This window comes from Ferdinandcohnia jepli, assembly GCF_047246645.1.
Classification (GTDB): domain Bacteria; phylum Bacillota; class Bacilli; order Bacillales; family Bacillaceae_L; genus Ferdinandcohnia.
In genome coordinates this window covers 151,742-173,638 of the sequence record NZ_JBFOKR010000011.1, presented here as the reverse complement: position 1 = coordinate 173,638, position 21,897 = coordinate 151,742, and the positions used below count along the sequence as shown (strand labels likewise).

23 protein-coding genes and 1 tRNA gene are annotated in these 21,897 nt (G+C 34.5%); 11 read left to right on the top strand and 13 right to left on the bottom strand.

The features are described from left to right. Positions 1 to 556: 556 nt before the first annotated feature. The 4 genes from AB3M96_RS13690 (at position 557) to AB3M96_RS13675 (ending at position 3,131) form a co-directional block, all read left to right on the top strand. Positions 557 to 754 carry a hypothetical protein gene (locus AB3M96_RS13690; RefSeq protein ID WP_412968178.1) on the top strand — a complete coding sequence of 66 codons (198 nt, stop codon included), beginning with the start codon at positions 557 to 559 and terminating at the stop codon, positions 752 to 754. A gap of 150 nt (positions 755 to 904) precedes the next feature. Beyond that, the gene (locus AB3M96_RS13685; RefSeq protein WP_412968177.1) at positions 905 to 1,447 is read left to right on the top strand and encodes an RNA polymerase sigma factor; all 543 of its coding nucleotides are present in this window, start codon (positions 905 to 907) and stop codon (positions 1,445 to 1,447) included. After that, positions 1,428 to 2,042, top strand: a complete 615-nt coding sequence (locus AB3M96_RS13680; protein ID WP_412968176.1) for a hypothetical protein — start codon at positions 1,428 to 1,430, stop codon at positions 2,040 to 2,042. Before AB3M96_RS13685 ends, AB3M96_RS13680 begins: the two co-directional genes overlap by 20 nt. Positions 2,043 to 2,171: 129 nt before the next feature. Continuing rightward, positions 2,172 to 3,131 (top strand): processed acidic surface protein, encoded by a 960-nt coding sequence (locus tag AB3M96_RS13675; protein WP_412968175.1) that lies wholly within the window; start codon positions 2,172 to 2,174, stop codon positions 3,129 to 3,131. A gap of 54 nt (positions 3,132 to 3,185) precedes the next feature. Here the strand turns inward: AB3M96_RS13675 and AB3M96_RS13670 are convergent, their stop codons facing one another. The 4 genes from AB3M96_RS13670 to plsY form a co-directional block, all read right to left on the bottom strand. Beyond that, on the bottom strand, positions 3,186 to 4,094 hold the full coding sequence (locus tag AB3M96_RS13670; RefSeq protein WP_412968174.1) for a DMT family transporter: 909 nt from the start codon (positions 4,092 to 4,094) through the stop codon (positions 3,186 to 3,188). Positions 4,095 to 4,191: 97 nt separating this feature from the next. Beyond that, positions 4,192 to 6,372, bottom strand: a complete 2,181-nt coding sequence (locus tag AB3M96_RS13665; protein WP_412968173.1) for a beta-propeller domain-containing protein — start codon at positions 6,370 to 6,372, stop codon at positions 4,192 to 4,194. A 93-nt stretch (positions 6,373 to 6,465) separates the two neighbouring features. Further along, on the bottom strand, positions 6,466 to 8,064 hold the full coding sequence (locus AB3M96_RS13660) for an aminotransferase class V-fold PLP-dependent enzyme (protein WP_412968172.1): 1,599 nt from the start codon (positions 8,062 to 8,064) through the stop codon (positions 6,466 to 6,468). A 24-nt stretch (positions 8,065 to 8,088) separates the two neighbouring features. After that, entirely contained in the window at positions 8,089 to 8,649 is a 561-nt protein-coding gene (gene plsY / locus AB3M96_RS13655) for a glycerol-3-phosphate 1-O-acyltransferase PlsY (protein ID WP_412968171.1), read from the bottom strand. Positions 8,650 to 8,891: 242 nt separating this feature from the next. Between plsY and AB3M96_RS13650 the strand changes: the two genes are divergently transcribed. Next, a tRNA-Ala gene (locus AB3M96_RS13650) sits at positions 8,892 to 8,963 on the top strand. A 47-nt stretch (positions 8,964 to 9,010) separates the two neighbouring features. On the opposite strand, the gene AB3M96_RS13645 is transcribed toward AB3M96_RS13650, so the two are convergent. Both AB3M96_RS13645 and AB3M96_RS13640 read right to left on the bottom strand, forming a co-directional pair. Beyond that, the gene (locus AB3M96_RS13645; protein WP_412968170.1) at positions 9,011 to 9,721 is read right to left on the bottom strand and encodes an HAD family hydrolase; all 711 of its coding nucleotides are present in this window, start codon (positions 9,719 to 9,721) and stop codon (positions 9,011 to 9,013) included. Positions 9,722 to 9,740: 19 nt separating this feature from the next. Beyond that, entirely contained in the window at positions 9,741 to 10,646 is a 906-nt protein-coding gene (locus AB3M96_RS13640) for an aminoglycoside phosphotransferase family protein (protein ID WP_412968169.1), read from the bottom strand. 561 nt (positions 10,647 to 11,207) lie between these two features. Between AB3M96_RS13640 and AB3M96_RS13635 the strand changes: the two genes are divergently transcribed. The 3 genes from AB3M96_RS13635 to AB3M96_RS13625 all read left to right on the top strand — a co-directional run bounded on the left by AB3M96_RS13635 (position 11,208) and on the right by AB3M96_RS13625 (position 15,047). Continuing rightward, entirely contained in the window at positions 11,208 to 12,758 is a 1,551-nt protein-coding gene (locus AB3M96_RS13635) for an ABC-F family ATP-binding cassette domain-containing protein (RefSeq protein WP_412968168.1), read from the top strand. Positions 12,759 to 12,947: 189 nt separating this feature from the next. Beyond that, positions 12,948 to 13,370, top strand: a complete 423-nt coding sequence (locus AB3M96_RS13630; protein ID WP_412968167.1) for a universal stress protein — start codon at positions 12,948 to 12,950, stop codon at positions 13,368 to 13,370. 192 nt (positions 13,371 to 13,562) lie between these two features. Beyond that, a complete protein-coding gene (locus AB3M96_RS13625) occupies positions 13,563 to 15,047 on the top strand; it encodes an aldehyde dehydrogenase family protein (protein ID WP_412968166.1) in 1,485 nt (494 codons plus the stop codon). Between the two features lie 49 nt (positions 15,048 to 15,096). On the opposite strand, the gene AB3M96_RS13620 is transcribed toward AB3M96_RS13625, so the two are convergent. Next, positions 15,097 to 15,522, bottom strand: coding sequence for a DUF4395 domain-containing protein (locus AB3M96_RS13620; protein WP_412968165.1), 426 nt, complete (start codon positions 15,520 to 15,522; stop codon positions 15,097 to 15,099). 344 nt (positions 15,523 to 15,866) lie between these two features. On the opposite strand from AB3M96_RS13620, the gene AB3M96_RS13615 reads away from it, so the two are divergent. Next, complete coding sequence (locus tag AB3M96_RS13615; RefSeq protein ID WP_412968164.1) at positions 15,867 to 16,142, top strand: 2TM domain-containing protein; 276 nt, start codon at positions 15,867 to 15,869, stop codon at positions 16,140 to 16,142. A 39-nt stretch (positions 16,143 to 16,181) separates the two neighbouring features. Here the strand turns inward: AB3M96_RS13615 and AB3M96_RS13610 are convergent, their stop codons facing one another. Continuing rightward, positions 16,182 to 16,802, bottom strand: coding sequence for a YitT family protein (locus tag AB3M96_RS13610; protein ID WP_412968163.1), 621 nt, complete (start codon positions 16,800 to 16,802; stop codon positions 16,182 to 16,184). Between the two features lie 138 nt (positions 16,803 to 16,940). After that, on the bottom strand, positions 16,941 to 17,438 hold the full coding sequence (locus AB3M96_RS13605) for a GNAT family protein (protein ID WP_412968187.1): 498 nt from the start codon (positions 17,436 to 17,438) through the stop codon (positions 16,941 to 16,943). 522 nt (positions 17,439 to 17,960) lie between these two features. Between AB3M96_RS13605 and AB3M96_RS13600 the strand changes: the two genes are divergently transcribed. Then, positions 17,961 to 18,161 (top strand): cold-shock protein, encoded by a 201-nt coding sequence (locus AB3M96_RS13600; protein ID WP_412968162.1) that lies wholly within the window; start codon positions 17,961 to 17,963, stop codon positions 18,159 to 18,161. Positions 18,162 to 18,214: 53 nt separating this feature from the next. Here AB3M96_RS13600 and AB3M96_RS13595 read toward each other — a convergent pair whose 3' ends face one another. Further along, a complete protein-coding gene (locus AB3M96_RS13595; RefSeq protein WP_412968161.1) occupies positions 18,215 to 19,216 on the bottom strand; it encodes a phosphotransferase enzyme family protein in 1,002 nt (333 codons plus the stop codon). Between the two features lie 15 nt (positions 19,217 to 19,231). Beyond that, positions 19,232 to 19,579 (bottom strand): YkgJ family cysteine cluster protein, encoded by a 348-nt coding sequence (locus AB3M96_RS13590; RefSeq protein ID WP_412968160.1) that lies wholly within the window; start codon positions 19,577 to 19,579, stop codon positions 19,232 to 19,234. Positions 19,580 to 19,786: 207 nt separating this feature from the next. Between AB3M96_RS13590 and AB3M96_RS13585 the strand changes: the two genes are divergently transcribed. Further along, positions 19,787 to 20,551 carry a CPBP family intramembrane glutamic endopeptidase gene (locus AB3M96_RS13585; protein ID WP_412968159.1) on the top strand — a complete coding sequence of 255 codons (765 nt, stop codon included), beginning with the start codon at positions 19,787 to 19,789 and terminating at the stop codon, positions 20,549 to 20,551. Positions 20,552 to 20,608: 57 nt separating this feature from the next. On the opposite strand, the gene AB3M96_RS13580 is transcribed toward AB3M96_RS13585, so the two are convergent. After that, the gene (locus tag AB3M96_RS13580; protein ID WP_412968158.1) at positions 20,609 to 21,574 is read right to left on the bottom strand and encodes a D-2-hydroxyacid dehydrogenase family protein; all 966 of its coding nucleotides are present in this window, start codon (positions 21,572 to 21,574) and stop codon (positions 20,609 to 20,611) included. Between the two features lie 8 nt (positions 21,575 to 21,582). Beyond that, positions 21,583 to 21,771, bottom strand: coding sequence for a hypothetical protein (locus tag AB3M96_RS13575; RefSeq protein WP_412968157.1), 189 nt, complete (start codon positions 21,769 to 21,771; stop codon positions 21,583 to 21,585). Positions 21,772 to 21,897 lie beyond the last annotated feature (126 nt).

Here is a 21,897-nt window from a genome sequence, read left to right as displayed (position 1 = left end):
GTATTAGGCACGCCGCCAGCGTTCATCCTGAGCCAGGATCAAACTCTCCGAAGAAAGTATTGATTGCTCAATAATTTTGTTACTTGAATTAAACGTTGACGCTTGTATTGTGTTCAGTTTTCAAAGAACTTTTTATTCGTCGCTCAGAAGCGACTTTTCTAATATAACATTTTCATTTTTGAGTGTCAACACTTTTTTAAAATGTTTTTTTCTTTCTCACTCAATTTCTGTCACTCGTTTTGGCGACAAGAAATAATATATCATGGATTTTTTTCTTTTTCAATCCCTTTTTTAAAAAAGTTTTAAATTCCTCTTAAGTACTATTCTTTAGTAGACGAATTAATAGGATCCGAAAATATTACTATATATAATATAGCATCTAATTGATCTTATATACACAATAACAAGTATTAATTACATTTATAAAGACAATACGAATGTATTCTTACTAACTGTTACAAAACTGATTTCTTTCTTTTGTCTCTATTATTCTTATCATATTTACTAGATTTACTCATATATTCTATTAAAGAGTAAACAGAGGAGGTAATTTAGTTTGTTATTCGAATTTCTTAAAGCAATAGGTATGGTTTTTTCATTAGCAATGTGTTTATTTCTATTTTCATACGTATATATGGAGGGTCTTAAAATTAGCGATTCTGAAGGAAAGATAGAAGCAAGTAGATTTGCTACCTTTGTTGTATCAATTGTAATGGCTTTTGTTTTTAGTTTCTTTGCTAGTTCATTCTATTAAATAAAATCAACCTTTGCATACTGGTTGTCCAAAGAAAAAATGGATAGCCAGTATTTTTTGTTCTCTGATCTAAGATAAAATGATTATGACTGAAAGTTATATCATGTTTATTCGTCTAATTATATAGATGCATTATATGGGGGTGTGACAGTGAATCATACAAACCAAATGGAAGAATGGTTTTATCAGTATGGTGATGATGTTTATAATTTTTTAGTTTATTTAACTGGTACAAAAGATGTTGAAGATATAGTACAAGAGGTTTTTTTGAAAGCACTTAGATCGATTTCATCATTTGAAGCACGAGCAAACCCTAAAACTTGGTTACTTACGATTGCTCGTAACTTAGTAATCGACAAAAGCCGTCGAAAGAAGCTTTTTACTTTCTTTCCTATCGATATTGCCCAATCTAAATTGGCTGCTACAGATTATGGAGACCCTGAGAAAACGTTACTTAGTGATGAAACTCAGTCAGAAATTTACTATGCAATCTTATCTTTAAAGCAATCTTATAAAGATGTACTAATTTTACGTCTAATAGTTGAACTTACTGTTGATGAAACTGCATCGGTATTAAATTGGTCTAACTCTAAGGTTACGTTAACATATCACAGAGCAATTAAAGCATTGCAAAAAAAAATTAAGTTTACGATTGAAGGAGGGACAAATGGTTATGAAAGGACATTACCCTAAAGAATTGAAGCCATTTCCTCGTCACCAGCTCTCGATTATTCACAAAAAGAAAATTGTTTCTTCTATTAAAACTGCAGAAACTACAGTTATTGAAAAAACTAGAAAGATATTCATGCCTGTTTTATCTTCGTTAGTATTGATACTCATTTTAGTAGGAATCGGAATTTATACTTATACTGTCACGTTTAACCCTGAATATAACCAAGCAAATAACGAACCAGTTGCATCTGTTAAACTACCAGAAGGAATTTTTATTAAGAAACTTACAAACGAGCATATTTTCCTAAAAGGAGATACGGTTGTTGGGGGGTATAAAAAGATTAATGAGAGTCAAAAACAAACATTATTGTCACAACCTGGTATATATGAAAATGAAGAAATATTGAATTTCTATGAACCAACGAGGCGTATAGTTATCCATATTAAAGATATGTACGCTATTCAAACAATTCATTATCTAATCCAACCTGTTGGTCAAGAAAGTACCTATGATTTATACTTTCATGCAAATACTCCTGGATATTTTGGCGGACTTGATTACCAGGAGGATATAGAAAAAATCCATGAGATAGCTAGGTCTTTTAGAATTGAGTAAGCTCCTATTTGGAGCTTTTTTCCTTTATTAACACCTTAATTTTCATCTCCTTTTAAGGCCAGTCAATGCATTTTTTGGAAAAAGTTGAAAATACTACTCTTATGAATACATTGGCTTGGAGGAGTAGTGATGAGAAAGATTTTATTTTTTACACTTATAGTCTTAGTGCAGTTAGGATTATTTAACGGTAATGCTAACGCTGAATTAACATCAGTTGAACTTCAACAATTTACTAATAATACAGGCTTATCTGAAGATGAATTAAAGGAGTATTTAGCAGTTTATGACCTTTCTTTAAATGACTTTGAAACAGTTAATGAATTAGTATCGTATTTAGGTGAACCAGTTACGGAAACTACTCTACAAACATTGTTAACAAAACATAACATTAACGAGGATGAACTTCATAACATACTTGGCGGTTTCGGTGAATCCGTAAACGATTACTTATTTATTAAAGACTTAGAGGTAACCGTAGACTTTTATATAAATCATGCTGAGGTATTAGTTGAAGCGGAAAGAATGCTCTCTGAGATTGGATTAAACGAAGACGAGATAGATGGATTGTTTCTTCATTTTTTAACCTTAAGTGATGTAAACCTGGAGGAAAAAATGAAATCTATCAATTCTAATTTAGAACAGTATTTTTCATATAATAAATCCGACTCATTCACATCGGAGCAGCAGCAAGAACTTCTTATGATATACGATCAGATGATTAGTGTATTTGAACTTAAGCCAAGATATTTCCTTCTTAAGGACGGAGTTAAACAAGCGGTAGCTTATAATGAGTTAATAGAAATGGATACTCTAGATGGAGCAGATTTGTTAGTTGAGTTATACCGCACAAATGAAGAGTATCTTTTAGATTTAAGAGTATCTGAAGATATGCTTGCTTCAGACTTTATTGTTGAACGTGGAGAGAAACTTATAACAGTAGCCACCTTAGCAAATGAAATGAGTATAAGCGTACATGGAAATAAGCTTCCAGACACAGCTAATCCGCATGCTACCCTTTTATTATTCGGGGGGCTTCTAACACTATTGGGTATTAGTACATTGATTTTCACAAGACGTAGATTTGCCTAAGAAAAAGCCGTGTTAATGATCTTTAAGTAGACATTAACACGGCTTCTTTTATTCTTACGCACTTTGTTCTGTCAGTAACGTCTGTTGACTTCGCTTTCTTTCTCCCAGTGAATATAACCAAATACCAGTAACAATAATTACCCCACCAATAATTTGAGTCAACATTACTTTTTCTGCAAGGATAAAATATGCTAGTATTGCAGCACCTACCGGTTCAAATAAAATACTCACCGAAATGGTAGATGTGCTAACCCATTTAAGTGACCAATTGAAAAGAGTATGACCCAGTAGTGTTGGTACAATGGCTAATAACAGAAAATACATCCAGTCACTGCTAGGATATGAAACAAGAGGATAATGTAATAAAACTACATATAAGAAAAGAGTGATAGCACTTATGCTATATACAACGAATGTATATGTAATAAGTGAAAGTCGTTTTCGGACCGTTTGCCCAAATAACAAATATACAGTAACCATTATACATGATACTATGGCAAGCAAATCCCCAAACAAAGCCATACCACTAATTTGGAAATCCCCCCAACTTATAATGAGACTTCCTGCGAGTGCTAATATCGTACTTAATATGGCTCCCAGGCCAATTTTTTCTTTAAATACAAAATAAGTACCTATAAATGCGAATACAGGCTGTAATGCTACAAGTACGGTTGAGCTAGTCACTGATGTGTAATTTAAGGATTCAAACCATAGTATAAAATGAAATGCTAAAAACACACCAGCAATAACTGAGTAATACCAATCCTTTTTTGAAATCAAGCGGAGTTCATGTCGATATTTCCATAAAAAGATCGGTAACATTAGTAAGACTGAGAAAAATAATCGATAAAAAGCAATGACAGGTGCAGGTGCACTAGTCAATTTAACTAAGATGGCTGAACTAGAAACAGCTAGTGCGCCAATCGCCAAAACAAGATAAGGATTTACTTTAGGTTGATTCATGTATGTCCCTTCATTTCCATTTAAATTATATCCATGCTTAGTATAAAGGAAATGGATTAAAAAAGGGTATAAAAAAATCTGTCCAGTTAGACAGATTTTATCTAAGGTCTATTTCACCAACTTGCTTGTAATCTCCAATGGTGTGAGCTGTTATTTTGGTTGGTGAAATTGCGTAAATTTGGTTATTGATAGAGACTAAACGATTAATCTCACCTTCCCATGTCTGATATTGACCATTATCATGAGCTATTTTTGTCTTGAGTAAAATACCATCTGGACTAATATCGTATACATAGGCACCTTGAAATTCAAATATCTGCTCAAATTCCTTGCCTTCTATATTTTGATAAATTGAGATTGGGAAGGCAAATATCCCTTTTTCTTTATTAAATAGTAAAGCCTTATGATCATAGTTAAGCGGTGAATATGTTCCTCTCCCCCCAATAACCTCTGAAAACTTCTCTTTCGGATTGCTTACGTCCCGAACATCAAATAATGAGATCTTCACTCCATCTGTGTAAACCATCGGTTCTTCTCCTGGATTTTTGCCTGCAACAATCTTTGTATCATGACCAAACCCAATCAAATGGTTTTCGTCATATGGATGTAGATAATTACTAAATCCAGGTATTTTTAATTCTCCAAGAATAGTTGGATTTTCAGGTTTGCTCGCATCAATTACAAACAACGGGTCAACTTCTTTAAAGGTCACAATATAAATTCGATCCTGCATAAATCTAGCAGAATAGATCTTTTCTCCTCTTGCTAAATCACTCAATGATCCAATTTGTCTAAGGTTTTCATCTAATATAAACAGATTGTTTGAGGAAGGACGGTCATTATTCCACGTGTCTCCTTTTGTAGTAGCCACACGAAAATTCCCCTTATATTCATCCATTGAAAATTGATTCAAAACTGTACCAGAAACCTCTGCTGAACTATGAAATGAAACATTTTTACCTTGTATTGAGAATTTATAAATACTCGTATCTGGTGTATATGAATAATCTTCTGTATATGGGATTGCATGATAATTTGCCACTGCCATATAAAGGTTCTCTTTTGACATATATAACTGGTCTCCGCTACCTAAGTAAGAGGTTATTGAAGCTTCTTCCTCATGTTCATCAAGATTGAATGCGGCAATTAATGTGAAGTTTGTTTCTTTTGAATCAGGCATGTACTGGATTTCGTCGTAATCGATAAAAGTAGTTTCCTCACCAGATGTTGAATCCGAAAATCGTGGACGAAGGTCCATATCGTTATTTTTTCTTTCTTCCATTATCCAATAATTAGGATAGTGGTTTGCCACAAGATATATGAAATTATCTATGCGTCTAGAAGTAACATGATGTCCTTCCACTTCAACCTTTCTGATTTGTTCAGGTTTGCCAGGGTCCTTTATGTCATACACAATTGCAGTTGTTGAATCAAAGTACTGGGGCGGATAAATCATCTTTCGGGAAGTTGAACTATTATTGGTAGGTACATATTTGTATGAATACCCAATAACAATTAATTGATTCTCGTATAGAAATAGCTGCGTTGGCGAGAAAGATTGTTCAAATTTAATAGAAGTTATTAGTTTCATAGTAGTAGCTGGAACAGCTTTCGTAATATGAACCGTCCCATCTACAATTTGATATATATGACTGCCGTCTGTTTTCACTATATCTGCCTCGTCAACACCTTGAACTTGTACATTCGTTTCAGAGTGACTTTGTTCCCCGGCACCTGCAGATGCATTATCTGAAGCAGACTCATTTGATGTATCTTCTTTCACTGCTCCAAAACTGAAGAAGCTTGTCTTCTGATTTCGTTTCGCTTCGGAGATGGCATCTTGGAAGATTTTATCCAATTTTTCTTTTGAGCCCACTTTTGGTAAGTCTTCTTTTACAATAAACGAAATTTGCTTACCAGCACTCAATTTTCGACCAACTGGCGTTTTAATGTCTTTATCGATATAGAGAGTGAATGTTTCATGTAGTTGATACCCTTCTTTTGGCGGAAATACAGTAATTGTTTTTTGATCTTCACTCAGACTTAGTGTAACATCCTGTCTTTCCCCCGCTTCATCTTTTACATGAACTAGATCTTCAATTACACTCTTTTGGTCAACCCTTTTCGAAAATTGAATAGTCCATGCTTTATTTGCTAAAACAGGGAGAACCTCTGAGTCATATTGGCTAACAATTTTTGGTTTAGTAATTGTAACGATTGAAGCTACAAGAATAAGTAATACCATTGTTCCAATATAAAGAAACCACTTTCTTTCCATACAATCACCTCTTATCCATTTAGTCGAAGCTGAATGGAAAATGTTACAAAAATATTACTGGTAGTATAAAAAGACATAAGAAAAAGGAAAGCCTTAAATAGTTGGCTCTCCTTTTCTTACATATTGATTCAATAATCTTTCAAAAGTAGAAAGCATTTTGTTTATGTGCTTTATTTCCACCTTACCAATACACGCAATTTGAAGCCATTTCATTTCTTGCAAATAATAGCTTTCATAATGAAGCAAATACCCTTGGATTGCCATATCATCTCCAAAATCCTTTGAAGAAATGGTTTCAGGAAGTAATACAGTCATAATTGCCGGGGAGGATTCTTCCTGATTGGTTAAAATAGTTAATCCAATTTCTTCAATTTTGGTACGGATAGTTTGATACCTTGACTTAATCTCACCATAATACTCATCGTTTTCATATTTTTGAAGTGCTAAACTCAATGCCTCAAGTAAGTTGGATGAATGCGTATATGGAATACTTTCATATTTGTTGTACATTCCCAAGTCAAGATATCTAGGAAGAGTGTAATTTGGTAAAACTTCGTGATTATGAAAGACAAAGGATAGGCCGTTATATGAACCAATTGCTTTTCCACTTACACCAGAGGCAAAATAAATATCATGGAGGTCCAATTTTACTGCCCCAATTGTGCTAATACAATCCAGACATAATTTTATATTGTTCTTATAAGCAACCTTTTTTAACCCCTCTATATCTTGTAACATCCCTGTTGAAGTTTCACAATGAACTGCCCAAATCCAGGCAAAATTCTCTTTTGAAAGTACCTCTTCTACTTCTGAGTTTAAAATAGGCACTCCCCAATTCTTTTCTAGTCTAGTAAAGTGCAAACCCGCGCGGTTTGCATGTTCAATCAAACGTTTCCCAAATTCACCATTACTTAAAATTAATCCCTTTCCGCTTAATAAAGATAACTGCGCAGCGATGACATCATTGGCTAACGTACCCGTTCCAATAAGTATCTCAGCATACTTTGAATTTGTCAGTGAACAAAGCTGTTCCCGTGCTTGCTTCATTCGAAAATAAAATTCATTGCTTCTGTGAGAAATAGGTTTTTGTATAAAAGCCTCTGTTACCTCTTGCTGAATCAAAACAGGTCCTGGAAGGAAACTTACTGGATCTCTAAGAATTCTACCCGCTAATGATTCATTAAACGTTTGTTTTGTTAAATACATTGGTTGAAAGGCTGCATCAACAGAGCCGAGCAAGGGGCCAAAAGGTTTAAATCCCATTTGACTATATAGTTTTTCTTGTCTTGTAGTTCCGGAAATTAATGCAAGATCATATCCTTCATTCAGGCAATAATTTGACATAAGCTGTGCAAGTCCAAAGAAGACTCTACCATTATTTCGATATTCCTTTTCTACTGCTAGTAAGCGGATTTCACACGGCTTACTAGTCTTTATCGGCAGATAGTCTTCCAGATTAGGCAGCTTGTAATCCAAAGAATAAGGGCGATTTCCTCTTACTGCAATCATTCCAACTAATTGTTCATCTTCTAAGCAGATTAGGTACGTGTTTTCTTCATGAAACTTATCAACAAGAATCTTTGATTCATTTTCTGTATGTTGCGGAATCTCATCTACAAATGTTTTATAATTCAATCGGTGAATCTTATTAAATTCGTCTTCTGTTCTAGCAATTTTATAAATAAATTTCACATAGGTCAGCTCCAAATTTTGGATTTATTTACCCAGTCTTTCCATCAAATTTTGTCTATGCGCAAAAATTAATAGAGCAATAATGATGAAGATAAGTAAACATTGTATCAAGGAATAACCTATAAACCAGTAAATAAACGGAAACATAAGGAAAGCTGTCATACCTGCTAGCGTAAAGCTTCTGAGAATCGCTAATAAAATAAGAAAAATAAGAGCAAACACTAGAAACGGGTGGTACGCTAATACTAGAAGCCCTCCCGCCGCAGTGGCAATTCCTTTACCGCCCTTAAAACGTAGAGTAATTGGGTAGATATGTCCAATTACTACAGCAATAAGAGCCATGATTTGAATTTCAAATGAAAACTGGAGAAGATTGGCTCCTGCTACGACTACTACTCCCTTTAAGACATCACCTAAAGCAGTAAAGATAAATCCTTTTTTTCCAAGTAGTCTACCAGCATTACGTGCACCTACATTTCCACTACCAAGCTTTCGGATATCCTCGCCTTTGCTTAGCCTCATTACCACATATGCCGTCATTATCGACCCAATAAAATATGAAAGTAGCAAATATAGATAAACCACTTGTTCACCAACCTATCAGATAATAGAATATTAATGCTATTTTACCATTCTTTCTTTCTATTAAAAAAGCAACGTTTTACAAATTAATAGTGTGGAACAATGGAATTGAATACTTTTTACTTATTATTACTTGAAATATATGTACAACTCAAATAATACATGCAATTTTATAATAGATATCTATCTCAAAGAATTTCATTGTCGAATCATTTTTCACATGTTATAATTTTGCTACATTACTAGGGGCGTTAGTTCAGTGGGAGAATATTTCGCTGGCAGCGAAAGGGTCAGGGGTTCGAATCCCCTACGCTCCATAACAAGAAAGAGGGACTTCTTTTTAGAAGTCCCTCTTTCTTTGTTTTTAACTAAGTAACAAGTTTATTGCTATATTTAATGACTCAATATCCTCAACCACTGCATCAGGTTTATGGTTAGTTTCAGGTGTTCTATTTCTATGATTAAACCATATCGAATGCCAACCTGCTTCTATCGGAGCAACTACATCATTTGCCCATGTGTCACCCACATATATAAGTTCATTAGGCAAAAAGCAAGTTTTCTCACATACATATGAAAAAATCTTTGGATTAGGTTTTGCAATTCCTACTGCGTCAGAAATGAAAATATTATGTCTTGGTACTATTTTATCTAGTCCCAGCATTTTAATCTTATTTATTTGATGCTGAAATGGTCCGTTTGTAATAATTCCTATTAAAAGCCCTTTTTGTTCAAGACTGGTAATTGTCTCAGGAACTTCTGTAAACAACTTAAGTTCATTTGACATATTCTCGTACTCTTTCTGAAACAAAGTAGCTTTGTCTCTAGATATAGAAAAGTGAAAACTTTCCAGAGCTTTTATTATACGCTGTATTCGAAGCTCTTCCAAAGTGATTTGGTCAGCAGTATAAGTTTTCCAAAGGATATCACTAAAGTGACGAAAACTCTTATATAAAATCTCTATATTTACAGAGTTTAATTCGTTATTAAAAGTTGCTTTTATTGCATCTGAAAAAGGTGCTAAATGGTCATGAAGTGTATCATCCAGATCAAAAAATACCCCTTTAATCGTCAAAAGTCTTTCCTCCTATTTTCTACTTCTCTCCTAAAAACTCCCTAAACCATTGGACGCACTGATAAGGGGTTTCCCAATCAGCCTTATCTTCAACTCCCCAGCATGCATATAGCGTAGCTAATGCTATAGCTGCCTTCAGCAACCGTTCCCTATCAAAAGATATATTGTCAATTAAGTACTTGATTCGGTTACGTACTATTTCTTTGGGGTGTTCTTTATGTTCAAGTTGATTGATTAAAAAAGATACTACATCAAAATATGAGTCACCAATGACACCTTTCGGATCAATAGCCAACCATCCTTTTTCACTAGAAAACAAGATGTTTTCATGATGTAAATCCCCATGTAAAAGTTCTGATTTAGATGAAGACTCAGTTACTTCTACAAAGTATTGATATGCCTGACGTACTTCCAATTCGGATATCGGTCGCTGATCATATTTAGTTGTATCCAAGTAACGCTGAAGTCCTTCCATCCAATGCCTGAGATCAGGTCCTCGAAAGTTTGCAGGTTCTTCTCTCCTTAATGTTTTCCAAACTTTAACGAAATGCTGTAGGACTACTTCTTCATCTTCTACCTCTGAAAGCATATTTCCTGGCGTTAGTTGTTCCAATAGCATAGCACCTAACTCAGGGTCTGCGTCCAGTACTTTGGCACATCCATTACCGTCATATGCCTGAACTGTATTCCATTCATTTGTAAAATCAAAGCCTGGTAGTCCAAGTTTTAAGATGACAGAGTTTCCATTAGTATCTTTTGCATTCAACACATAGTTATAAGACAGATTTGAAACTGGAGATATAATATGTAACTTCCATCTATCTACACATAAACTAATCCTTTCATCTAGCGATTGCAACCAATTATCCCCTTCTTTTCCGAAGGCTCCAATAATTTTATCTTTAAAAGAATCTGGTATATTCATTATTTCTTCTCCTATTAAGTAAAATTTATATCAAGAGTGTATTAATTCTTCAAACCACTATAAAATCCTTCATAAAGTTAGTCAGTTACCCATTTTTCCTTACACTTCTTTACAATCTATACGCTTTGCCATATAATGGTGAAGGTTCATAATTAAAATTCAAGGAGGAAAAGGAGCCAATGAATACACCTGTTGTTTTTTTAATTTGACTTAACTAATTACGGGATAGCTATGCCCTTTTTTAGTAAAGCCAATCGTAAAACAACAGACATTCAAACCCTTTTCCTTTTTAATATTCGTTAACATATAGAAAAGCAAGAATTATTTCCTTTGCGGGAAAATCGAACTTTTCTACACTTTTTTCATCGAAAATTACGAAACGTTATCGGTGAATTAAGTAGGTGCCAACTTCGATATTTTCTTAGTGCAACCTTCTATGTATGCGAAAGGGTAGAGTGTCCTCACTCTACCCTTTTTTTGTGTAAGGATTCCTGGCAAAAAAGTTCTACGTCCTGTTTTTACGATTGTCGCTTAAACATATTTTTATAGGAGTGACAAACAATGAGCATTGTATCTGTTGAAAATATTACACATTATTTTGGTGATAAATTAGTTATAAGAGATGTTAGTTTCAATTTACTTGTGAATGAAAGAGTTGGTCTAGTAGGAGCAAACGGTTCTGGCAAATCTACTCTGTTAAATATCTTAAATGGTTCTCTTCTTCCAGATAGAGGATTAATTGAGTGGTTACCAAATGTAAAAGTTGGTTTCTTGGAACAACATATCGAATTAGCTAAGGGAATAAGTATCCGAGATTATTTAAGAAGCGCATTCAAACATCTTTATGATGCTGAAATGGAAATGCTAGATCTTTCAGCGAAAATGGGAGATTGTCCTGAAGAGGAACTTGATAGGCTTTTTAAGCGTTTTTCTGAAATTCAGCAGTTATTAGATCATGGTAATTTTTATTTAATTGACCCCAAGATTGAAGAAATAGCTGATGGATTAGGCATTAAACCTTTAGGATTAGATACAGATGTAAGTCAATTAAGTGGTGGACAAAGGACAAAATTGTTGCTAGCAAAGCTTTTGCTAGAGGAACCTGATGTCCTATTACTTGACGAACCGACAAACTACCTAGATTTTGAACATATCGAATGGCTAAAAGGTTATTTAAAGGGATATCCACATTCCTTTATCCTGATTTCTCATGATACTTCATTTATGAATGAGGTTGTAAATGTAATCTACCACCTGGAACATAAAAGTTTGACAAGATATTTAGGGAACTATCAAAAATTTGTTGAGGCATACGAATTTCGAAAACAACAAGTTTTTGAAGCTTATAATCGGCAGCAAACTGAAATAAAAAAGCTTGAAACGTATATTAGTAAAAACAAGGTCCGCGCCTCTACATCTAAACAAGCAAAGGCACGTGAAAAGAAGTTGATGAAAATTGATCGAATCGAGAAGCCAACACCACCAGCTAAACCACGTTTTTCATTTAACGTATGTGAACGGCCTGGTAGTATCATGGTAGAAGTAGAACAACTAGAGGTTGGGTATAAACAACCCCTTTTACCTCCCATGACTTTTACCTTGAAGCGCGGTGAGAAGATTGCTATTACGGGCTATAATGGCATCGGTAAATCTACGACACTTAAAACCATTATGGGAGAATTAACTCCTTTGACTGGAACTGTTACTTTTGGTCAAAATGTAAAACCTTCCTACTTTGCGCAGGAATGGAATACGTCGTCTGAACAAACTCCGCTGGAGTATATTTGGTCACTGCATACTAATATGACACAAAAAGAAGTTCGCCAAGCTCTTGCACGCGCTGGACTTAAAACAGAGCATATTTTTATGCCATTACGTTCTCTAAGTGGAGGAGAACAAACAAGAGTACGACTCTGTCAGTTGATGTTAGAGGATAGCAACTGGCTAATTCTTGACGAACCAACAAATCACCTTGATACATTTGCGAAAGAAGTACTTTCAAATGCCCTTAAATCTTATGACGGCACGGTTTTAGTGGTTTCACATGAACCTGAATTTTATCAAAAATGGGTAACTCATGTATGGAATCTTGAGGAATGGAGAGCAAGGTAATAGACTGACCCAATTAATTTTGATTGGGTCTCTTTTTAATCGAATCTTTAATATTTCTACATTTTTGTTAACTGATTATTTTGCCCTCGTATTACGATATAATTAAGATGAGGAGATTCAGTTATACGAAAATCACTCATAACCTCTTTGGACTGAATCAACATAATAAAATCGAAGGGGTGTGTTTTTATGAATAGATTATTAGTACCTGTTGATGGTTCTGAGCATTCTATTAAAGCGTTACGCTATGCTTTATCTTTAGCTACCGACCGAGAAACAGAAATAGTACTTTTAAATGTTCAACCTAGCTATAAGACCCCAAATGTAAAAAGATTTGTAGCACAAGAACAAATCAAAGAATACCAACGGGAATTAAGTGAAGCTGCCCTTGAAAAGGCATTGCTTGTCACCGACACATTCGATATTCCTGTCAAAACAACTTTGCGTATTGGTGACCCTGGAACTGAAATATGCAGCGAGGCAATAAACATTCAAGCAACGAATATCATTATGGGTTACCGGGGATTAGGAGCTATAAAGCGGACTGTTTTAGGCAGTGTTAGTTACAGAGTGCTTCACGATGCACCTTGTCCAGTAACAATCGTTCCATAGAGACGTTATAATAAATAATGCCAATGGTTTATTACCCATTGGCCATTTTTTTGTCTAAAAATACTGTCAGTAATTATCAGAATTTTTATACTAGTATTTATTGATTAGTAGATTTTCATAATGATACCATAGTATTGTAAGCGTTATCATATAATGCTTATGTTGAATTGATTTACTCAAAGGAGGAAGAAGATGGACCAATTAATATTCGGATTACGAGAAAAGGTAGATGCATTTTTAACTGGAACTAAGAAGCTTTACATTAATGGTGAATTTGTAGATAGTCTATCAGAAAAGACATTCGAGACATATAATCCTGCAACTGGAGAAGTGCTCGCAACTGTCGCTGAAGCAGGTCCAGAAGATATCGACCGTGCTGTCAAAGCAGCTCGTAAGGCATTCGACGAAGGACCTTGGTCCAAAATGAGTGCTGCCGAGAGAAGCCGCATTATGTATAAACTTGCAGATTTAATGGAGTTACATAAAGATGAACTAGCACAATTAGAAACATTGGATAATGGTAAGCCAATTCGCGAAACGTCAAATGCTGATATCCCTCTTGCTATTGAACATATGCGTTATTATGCCGGTTGGTCTACAAAGATTGTTGGTCAGACTATTCCAGTTAATGGACCATATTTTAATTACACTCGTCATGAAGCTGTTGGTGTTGTTGGACAAATCATTCCTTGGAATTTCCCATTATTAATGGCTATGTGGAAGTTGGGAGCTGCTCTTGCGACTGGTTGTACAGTTGTATTAAAACCTGCCGAGCAAACGCCACTTTCTGTACTCTATTTAGCTGAGTTAATTGAAGAAGCTGGTTTCCCTAAGGGAGTAATTAATATAGTTCCTGGTTTTGGTGAATCTGCGGGTCAACCACTAGTTGATCATCCACAGGTTGATAAGATTGCGTTCACTGGTTCAACCGAAGTTGGTAAGCTCATTATGGAGAGAGCCTCCAAAACGTTGAAGCGCGTTACCCTTGAATTAGGAGGGAAATCTCCAAACATTATTTTACCGGATGCAGATCTCTCAAAAGCCATTCCTGGTGCTCTAAATGGGGTTATGTTTAATCAGGGCCAGGTTTGCTGTGCAGGTTCCCGTGTATTTATTCAAAAGAAGCAATTTGATAATGTAGTTGCAGATATGGTAAGCCATGCAGAGAAAATTAAACAAGGTGCTGGCCTACATGCTGATACAGAGATTGGGCCACTTGTTTCCATCGAGCAACAAAAACGCGTTCTTGGTTATATTGAAAAAGGACTAAACGAAGGCGCTGAGTTACTAGTAGGTGGAACGAATCCATATGAAGAAGGTTATTTCGTATCTCCTACTATTTTCGCTAACGTTAAAGACGAAATGACAATTGCTAAGGAAGAAATTTTCGGGCCAGTAATTTCTGCAATGCCTTATGAGGATTTAGACGAGCTAATTGCACGTGCTAATAACTCAGAATATGGTCTTGCTGCTGGCGTATGGACACGTGATGTCGCAAAAGCACATTATGTTGCTAACAACCTACGTGCAGGTACAGTTTGGGTAAACTGCTATAATGCCTTCGATGCTGCTTCACCATTTGGAGGATATAAGCAGTCTGGAATTGGCCGTGAAATGGGATCATATGCACTAAACAATTATACAGAAGTTAAGAGTGTATGGGTTGCAATGAATTAATAGATGAAGAAAGAGGATGCTTCCAATAAGGAAGCTTCCTCTTATCTTATTACTGAACCGTTCTTTTATATTGAAATTGCTTCCATTGATAGTGAATAAAGCAGCCAATACAAAAACCAAGAATTGCTATGAAAGCTGCAATAGCAACTAGAATTGTAAAGATATAACCAACTGTCTCCCAGCCTGCCAAAAATCCTACAAATCCAGCACCTAAACAAATGACTGCGATTTTCTGATTAAATTGCTGTTGCTCCCAATCCTCAGGAATATAGCTAGAGAGTTCTTTTTTAAGGAACACTTTTCCTATCTGCATAATCGGATTATATCTGAAAAAAATCCCCATTAATCCTGACAATAAAGGAATTAGCAATATATATTCAAAATTAGTTAGCCATGTTAGTACGACACTACTTACAATCACCCACTGGTTCAACTTAACAAGTGGCCTCGGAATCGAACGAACCTTTTCACTCATTTTATTCACACCTATCTTATTGGTTTACTTTGTATTATACAGTTTCCTTTATATATTGTATAGATAGGAAAATCATGCGGTAACGCCCATTTACTTTTTCTTTCAAGACTGTATTGGATCTGTCTCTTGCGACACACTTTCTTTTACTTTTTGCAAAAGTGTGTATCGCATCCGGCTCTTTCGGTACACGCTCCACCAATTTCTAAAGTGTGCTTCGCATTTGCCTCTTGCGATACACGCTTACCAACTTTTCGCTATAACGTATATCTCATCTGATTATTTTATTACAAAATATACCTTTTTAGGTTATAATTTCTATATATTACTCAAAGGGGTTGCCTAAGATGGAAAGAGATGAGCATTATTTACGAGCAAAAAAGAAAGTGCAAAATTTAAAAGCATTTTATATTCATCTATTAGTCTATATCGGAGTTAACATTATGTTGTTTTTTATTAATCTAAGTTCGGATGCAGGAAATTGGTGGTTTTTATATCCTTTAGGCGGCTGGGGTATTGGAGTTCTAGTTCACGGGATTTCAACGTTGTTTTATAGTGGGTTTGGCGCAGACTGGGAAGAACGTAAGATTAAGGAGTATATGGACAAAGATAAAAGAGCATAACAATTAAGTAAAGCCTTGGATAAACCCAAGGCTTTTAATCTATATGTTTTGGTCTACTATATTTTTTTGCTCACTTAGCTTGTGTTGTATCTTTATTTTGCAAATGAAATCTAGCATAAACGTGCTAATGTACTGTCCGGCTATTGCAAATAATATAATCTTCCAATCTACCACAATACCAGTTATTACTAAGATTGACCCATTTATAACAAAAAGTGTTTTACCAGGAGGGTAACCTTTTACCTTCGAAATTAGTAACGCAAGAATATCCATTCCTCCAGAAGACGCACCCATTCTAAATAAGATACCTATTCCAATTCCAAATACCAAAGAGCCAATAATTAAGTCTAAGACAACATTTGAAAAAGGTTCCGTAGAAAATGGAGTTAGCATCTTGATTGTAGTAGATGTAATTGTAACACAGTATAGTGTCCATAAGGCTGAACCCTTTCCCAGCCATTTCATTGCGGCAAATAGTAGTCCTGCGTTTAATAGCCAGAGCGTTAATTCGAAAGGCACTTTTAGAATAAAATTTAATAATACAGATACACTTGCTGCCCCACCTGTGGGGATATAATGAGGAAATAAAAAAATTGCCATTGCACAGCCTTGTATACATGCAGCAACTGCTAGTACTATTCCTTTTATCAATACCTTCATATTTTCCACCTAATCTTTTACGTTAATTTCATTCTAGGTAAGTATAACTCTTATTTTAATGTCACTGCTGATTATTTTTTAAAAAATAAAATGACCTGCTACACCTATTGTAACAGGTCAATACAGAATTATTTAGATTCAGTCTTCCCAGACAATCTCTCCTGATTTTGTGGCAGGATCGATTTCCACATCAAAATCATGTTTTTCATAAAAATGTATTAAGCGGTCCACATGACCCCAATCTCTTTTAGCAATATCACCTGTAATGACAGGAATATTTTGTTCACGTGCAATTTCTTTTAGATGATTAATACAGATTGATCCATATCCTTTATTTGCAGGGCCCTTTATATCACCGATGTGGATTTCATTATCCTCAGTATATTTAGCTTGGAGGGAAAAATCCCAATTTCCTTTGTAAGCTGATTCACAATCATGAACCATGATCTGACAAAGGTTCCCATCATCTTTTGCAGAGACAATAACCCATTTTTCTTCTTTAGATTGGTCAATTCCTAATATTTGATGTTTCTTGGAAATTTCCTTCATGTTTTCCTGCATGCGAAATACCTGAAATTGAAGGTCCTCCAAATCTTGTTTGACCTCTGATGGGTTCTTCTTAAGATCCTCTCTCATTAGCAAACTATCAAAATACATAATAAACACCTTTCATTATATTTTTTTATCTCGAAACAAACATACTCCCATTTATATGGTAAAAATAGAAAATGTTTACGTTTCTTACATCAAAAATACAAATTCCAATTATACTAGAGTTGTACAGATAATGCAAATAGCGATTGTTATAATAATATATTTTTATATAGTTTGTACCGAAACGACACGAATTGGATACGTTTTTTACATCATAGTGGAAATTAACAAGGTGAAGTTTTCGAATTACAAAATAAAAAATTTGACGAAAAATTTTATCCGTTGTTACTGAAGTTGTTTAAAGCCACATACATAAAGCATTAAGTAAGTCATGTCTAGTAGTACATAATTTTTCCCATTTGCTTGTAAACTAAATTTCTGTTATTCTAAAAGAGAATTATTTTTGTTTGTTCGGTATGTAGGGAAAGCTTTTTCGCCTGGATATAATTAATAAGCAAGAATAGTATTAAAAAAGTGTGGTATTCACACGAGGAGGCAACAAACATGTTTGAAGGTACAGTAAAATGGTTTAACGCAGAAAAAGGTTTCGGTTTCATCGAGCGCGAAGGTGGAGACGATGTATTCGTTCACTTCTCAGCTATCCAAGGCGAAGGCTTCAAAACTTTAGAAGAAGGCCAAAAAGTTACTTTTGAAATCACTCAAGGTAACCGTGGCGACCAAGCTGCTAACGTAAACAAAGCATAATTAATGCTTTTCAAAAGACAGACTCAATTTTGAGTCTGTCTTTTTTATTTCTTTCATATAAGTCGAAACGAGGTAAAGTCATAATCGATAATTGGTAAGTTCTCTTCTATTATTTTTTGCATAATTTTTTTATAATTCATTTCAGCATCTGACATACAACTAATGTTCACAGATTGAATAAACGCTATATATTGTATGATATGCCGCAGCATCAGAAAGTCATGTATAGTGTTGAACCATTCATACTTAAAGGTATTCTCTTTTTCATACCCCTTTAGAAAAGCTGATAAAAACTCTTCAATGAACCTGTCGCTATCCTCAAATTCATTCAGAGGTTTCCAATACGCATAGAATAAAATAACTGCAAGATCATTTATAAAGTAATTATACGAAATATCGTCACAATCAAATAAGGTAATTTTATTATTAGACAAGTTAAAATTCAAATAATGTAAATCACCATGTATTACCCCATAATTATCGTTTGTACGTGGTATGTCATTAATTTTTTTTATTAACACTTTAGCTCTACTAATTACCCCTGTTTCCCTGGATGGGATATACTTTTCTATATTTATGTAATCTTCCTCGAACCACATTTTTCTTTTCCATTCAATGTTTTTGGGTTGATACGTTTTTGTATGAAAATGAATTTTCCCCGTAACTCTTCCCCATTCTTCAAATAGTTCTTTATTCCAATTATCTTGATTTGCAGTTACACCTGGAGCCTTTTCATATACCACTGCTAAGAAATAAGAATTTTCATTACCGAATTTCTCTACCGTATTACCATGTTTTGATTTTATTACTTCAGAGATTGCAACCCCATTAGAAGAAATATGTTTAATCCAGTCAATTTCACAAAGCATTTCACTTAGTTTTCTACGTATACTATGAGTTATTTTTAGGATATAGCTCTTATAGTCATCATTATATTCATATACGAAACTATCAAAACCACCAATATAAAGTAGTTTTTCTTTTTTAAACTGATAGCATTTCGAAAAGTGCTCGACGATTTTGTCGTTAAAAATTTCTTCAATTTCTTTCAGCATTTTATATACCTCATCTTATTTAAATTCCTTCCATGTAAAATCAATTGATAAAATACCAACTACTTCTTCTTGAATACGAGGCAGGCTTTCTTGGGCAATTTCAGGTTTTCGAAAGCATTCTAACCCCTTAAAATAGCCAAATTTCTTACAGATTTCTGGGCGGACTGAATAAATACCACATTTATCGTTTTCTAAATCATAAAACATACAGGTTCCATAAAAACGACTCTGTCTTTCAAGTCTTTCTCTTTGAATCTTAGGCATCCTTTTTATTTTCTTCTTTATTTTGATTAGTTCTTTTTTTGAGACGGGAACAGGACCACAACATAAGCCCTTGCAACCCTGACAAGGTAATATTTCCAAGTTTCCCCCACCTTATGGTAGATATAATTCAATTATTCTATTTATCTCTGAACATACAAACCAATTACTGTTAACATATCGCGATTATAGCTAACGACTGTTAGTACAGTCAATATTTTTAAACTTTTTTTGAACTTTTTTCCTATTTCAACCGTACTATGTGCGAAATAATAAATAGAAACGAGTTAAATCAAGGGGGACATATGAATGACAATCTTTTTACTATTTTGGATCGCTGCTTCAATTGGAGCAATTGCCGTTATGCCATATCAATTTAAAATGCTTAAAGGACGGATTGAAGAAGACGCTAGGAACAACCCTACAAAAAAAATACCGCCTACTTCTGTATTAAAACTGATTAGTATTCTTCAAAGTGTAGTTTTGTTAGGAGTTGCTTCTTTCATTGGTACTTTTTTAGCACCTAAAGTGGACCTTAATTGGTGGATTATTGATAGCTTTTTATCAGGTACTTCAATACCTTACCATGTACCAACTATCATATTATTGAGCGCAATTCTAGGAGCTCTAGTGGCTGTGGTCATAATTGGACTAGATGTGGCTTTTAGTAAGAAAATGCCTAAAGTAGACTCCCCAGAAGAGCCTACTAAAGGGCAAGCTTTATTAGCTTCCTTATACGGAGGAATATCAGAGGAAGTTTTAACAAGACTATTTTTAATGACTTTGTTTGTATATTTGTCATCATTACTTGGTTTGGATTCGATTTCTTATTGGATAGGGATTATTTTAGCTGCTTTGCTTTTTGGTGTTGGACACTTACCTGCTGCATTAGCTTTATTTGGTAAAACTCCGTTTGTCATTTTTAGAACAATTTTACTTAATACTATACCTGGAGTCTTATTTGGTTTTCTTTACTGGAAATATGGAATTGAAATTGCTATGATTTCTCATTTTACGGGTGACATTTTCTTACATGTTATAGTAGGACCAATTGTTAGAAGAAAAATGAAGTAATTGAAGAGGACGTGTAGACAAACTACACGTCCATTTATTTGAGAGTTCTCACTTGTTTTAAGGTAATACTTGAGGATTAATTATTCTTTTAGGTTCTCGTTCAATTATATAAGAAATGATATTATCTATGGACACTTTTAAAAATTGATTAAACATATTATCTGTCTTCCAGCCAATATGTGGAGAAAGTATTACATTATCTATTTGAAGCAATGGATGTGTTGGATGAATTGGTTCGTGAGAAAATACATCGAGTCCCGCTCCAGCTATTTTTTTGTTCACTAAAACATCCAATAAAGCCTTCTCATCAATTATTTCACCTCTTGAGGTATTAATAAAAAAGGCATCCTCTCTCATTAAACTAAAGTGGTAGCTTGTTAGAAGATTTTTGGTTTCCGGAACAAGTCTTACCGCGGTTACGACAAAGTGTGATTCAGCTAATAATTGTTCCAAGGATGTGTATGTAACATCTTGTTTTGCTGCTCGTTCCATCGTAAGTCGTGGCCCCCATGCAATCACTCTCATATTAAATGCTTTTGCTATTTTAGCTACTCCAGACCCGATTTTTCCTAGTCCAATGATTCCAATTGTTTTTCCTTCTAGACCTACCCCAATTGACTGTGGCCAGTGACCCTTTTTCACATTCTGGTTAAGAATCTGTAAATTCCTTGAAAAAGTTAGGATAAAACCAAATATTAACTCTACAACAGCTGATGATCCACCTGGTGTTGTCGCAATAGGTATTTGCAGTCGTTTTGCTTCATCGAGGTCTATATGAGCAATCCCACCACCTGTCTGAGCAATAAGTTTTATCTTTTTTAGTTGTTTTAAAAAATCCTTTGTAAACGATGTTCGTTCTCTTATTGGAATGATAATATCTGCGTCAATTACTCTACTTTTTAGTTGTTCATATGATGGTTCATCATGGAAAATGTGTACTTCAAAATGTTGCTGTAATCGTTTAATTTCTGGACTATTAGTAAAATATCCTTCCCAATCATCTAAGATAACAACTTTCATCATATCCCCTATTACCTACCCTTCTTTTCCTTCTTCCATTCTATTATTAATACGATAAGAGCTAAAACACCAAGCCCACCATTTAGATAAACTTCCCACATGTATCCGTGTAAAAACTTTGATACAGCTCCTGATAAAAATGCTAGGACAAGTATGTTCCAAAAAAAGAGCTTGTACCTTTGGTAGAACATTGAAATCATATTTCTATCCCCTTCTAGAATAGTTCTTCTTCTTTTCTTATGTGATTCCCTTTAAAATTTTCATCGATCGATGATTCCGTATTCTAAAGTTATTACTTCCATTAATTCGAATTATAACTAACAAAC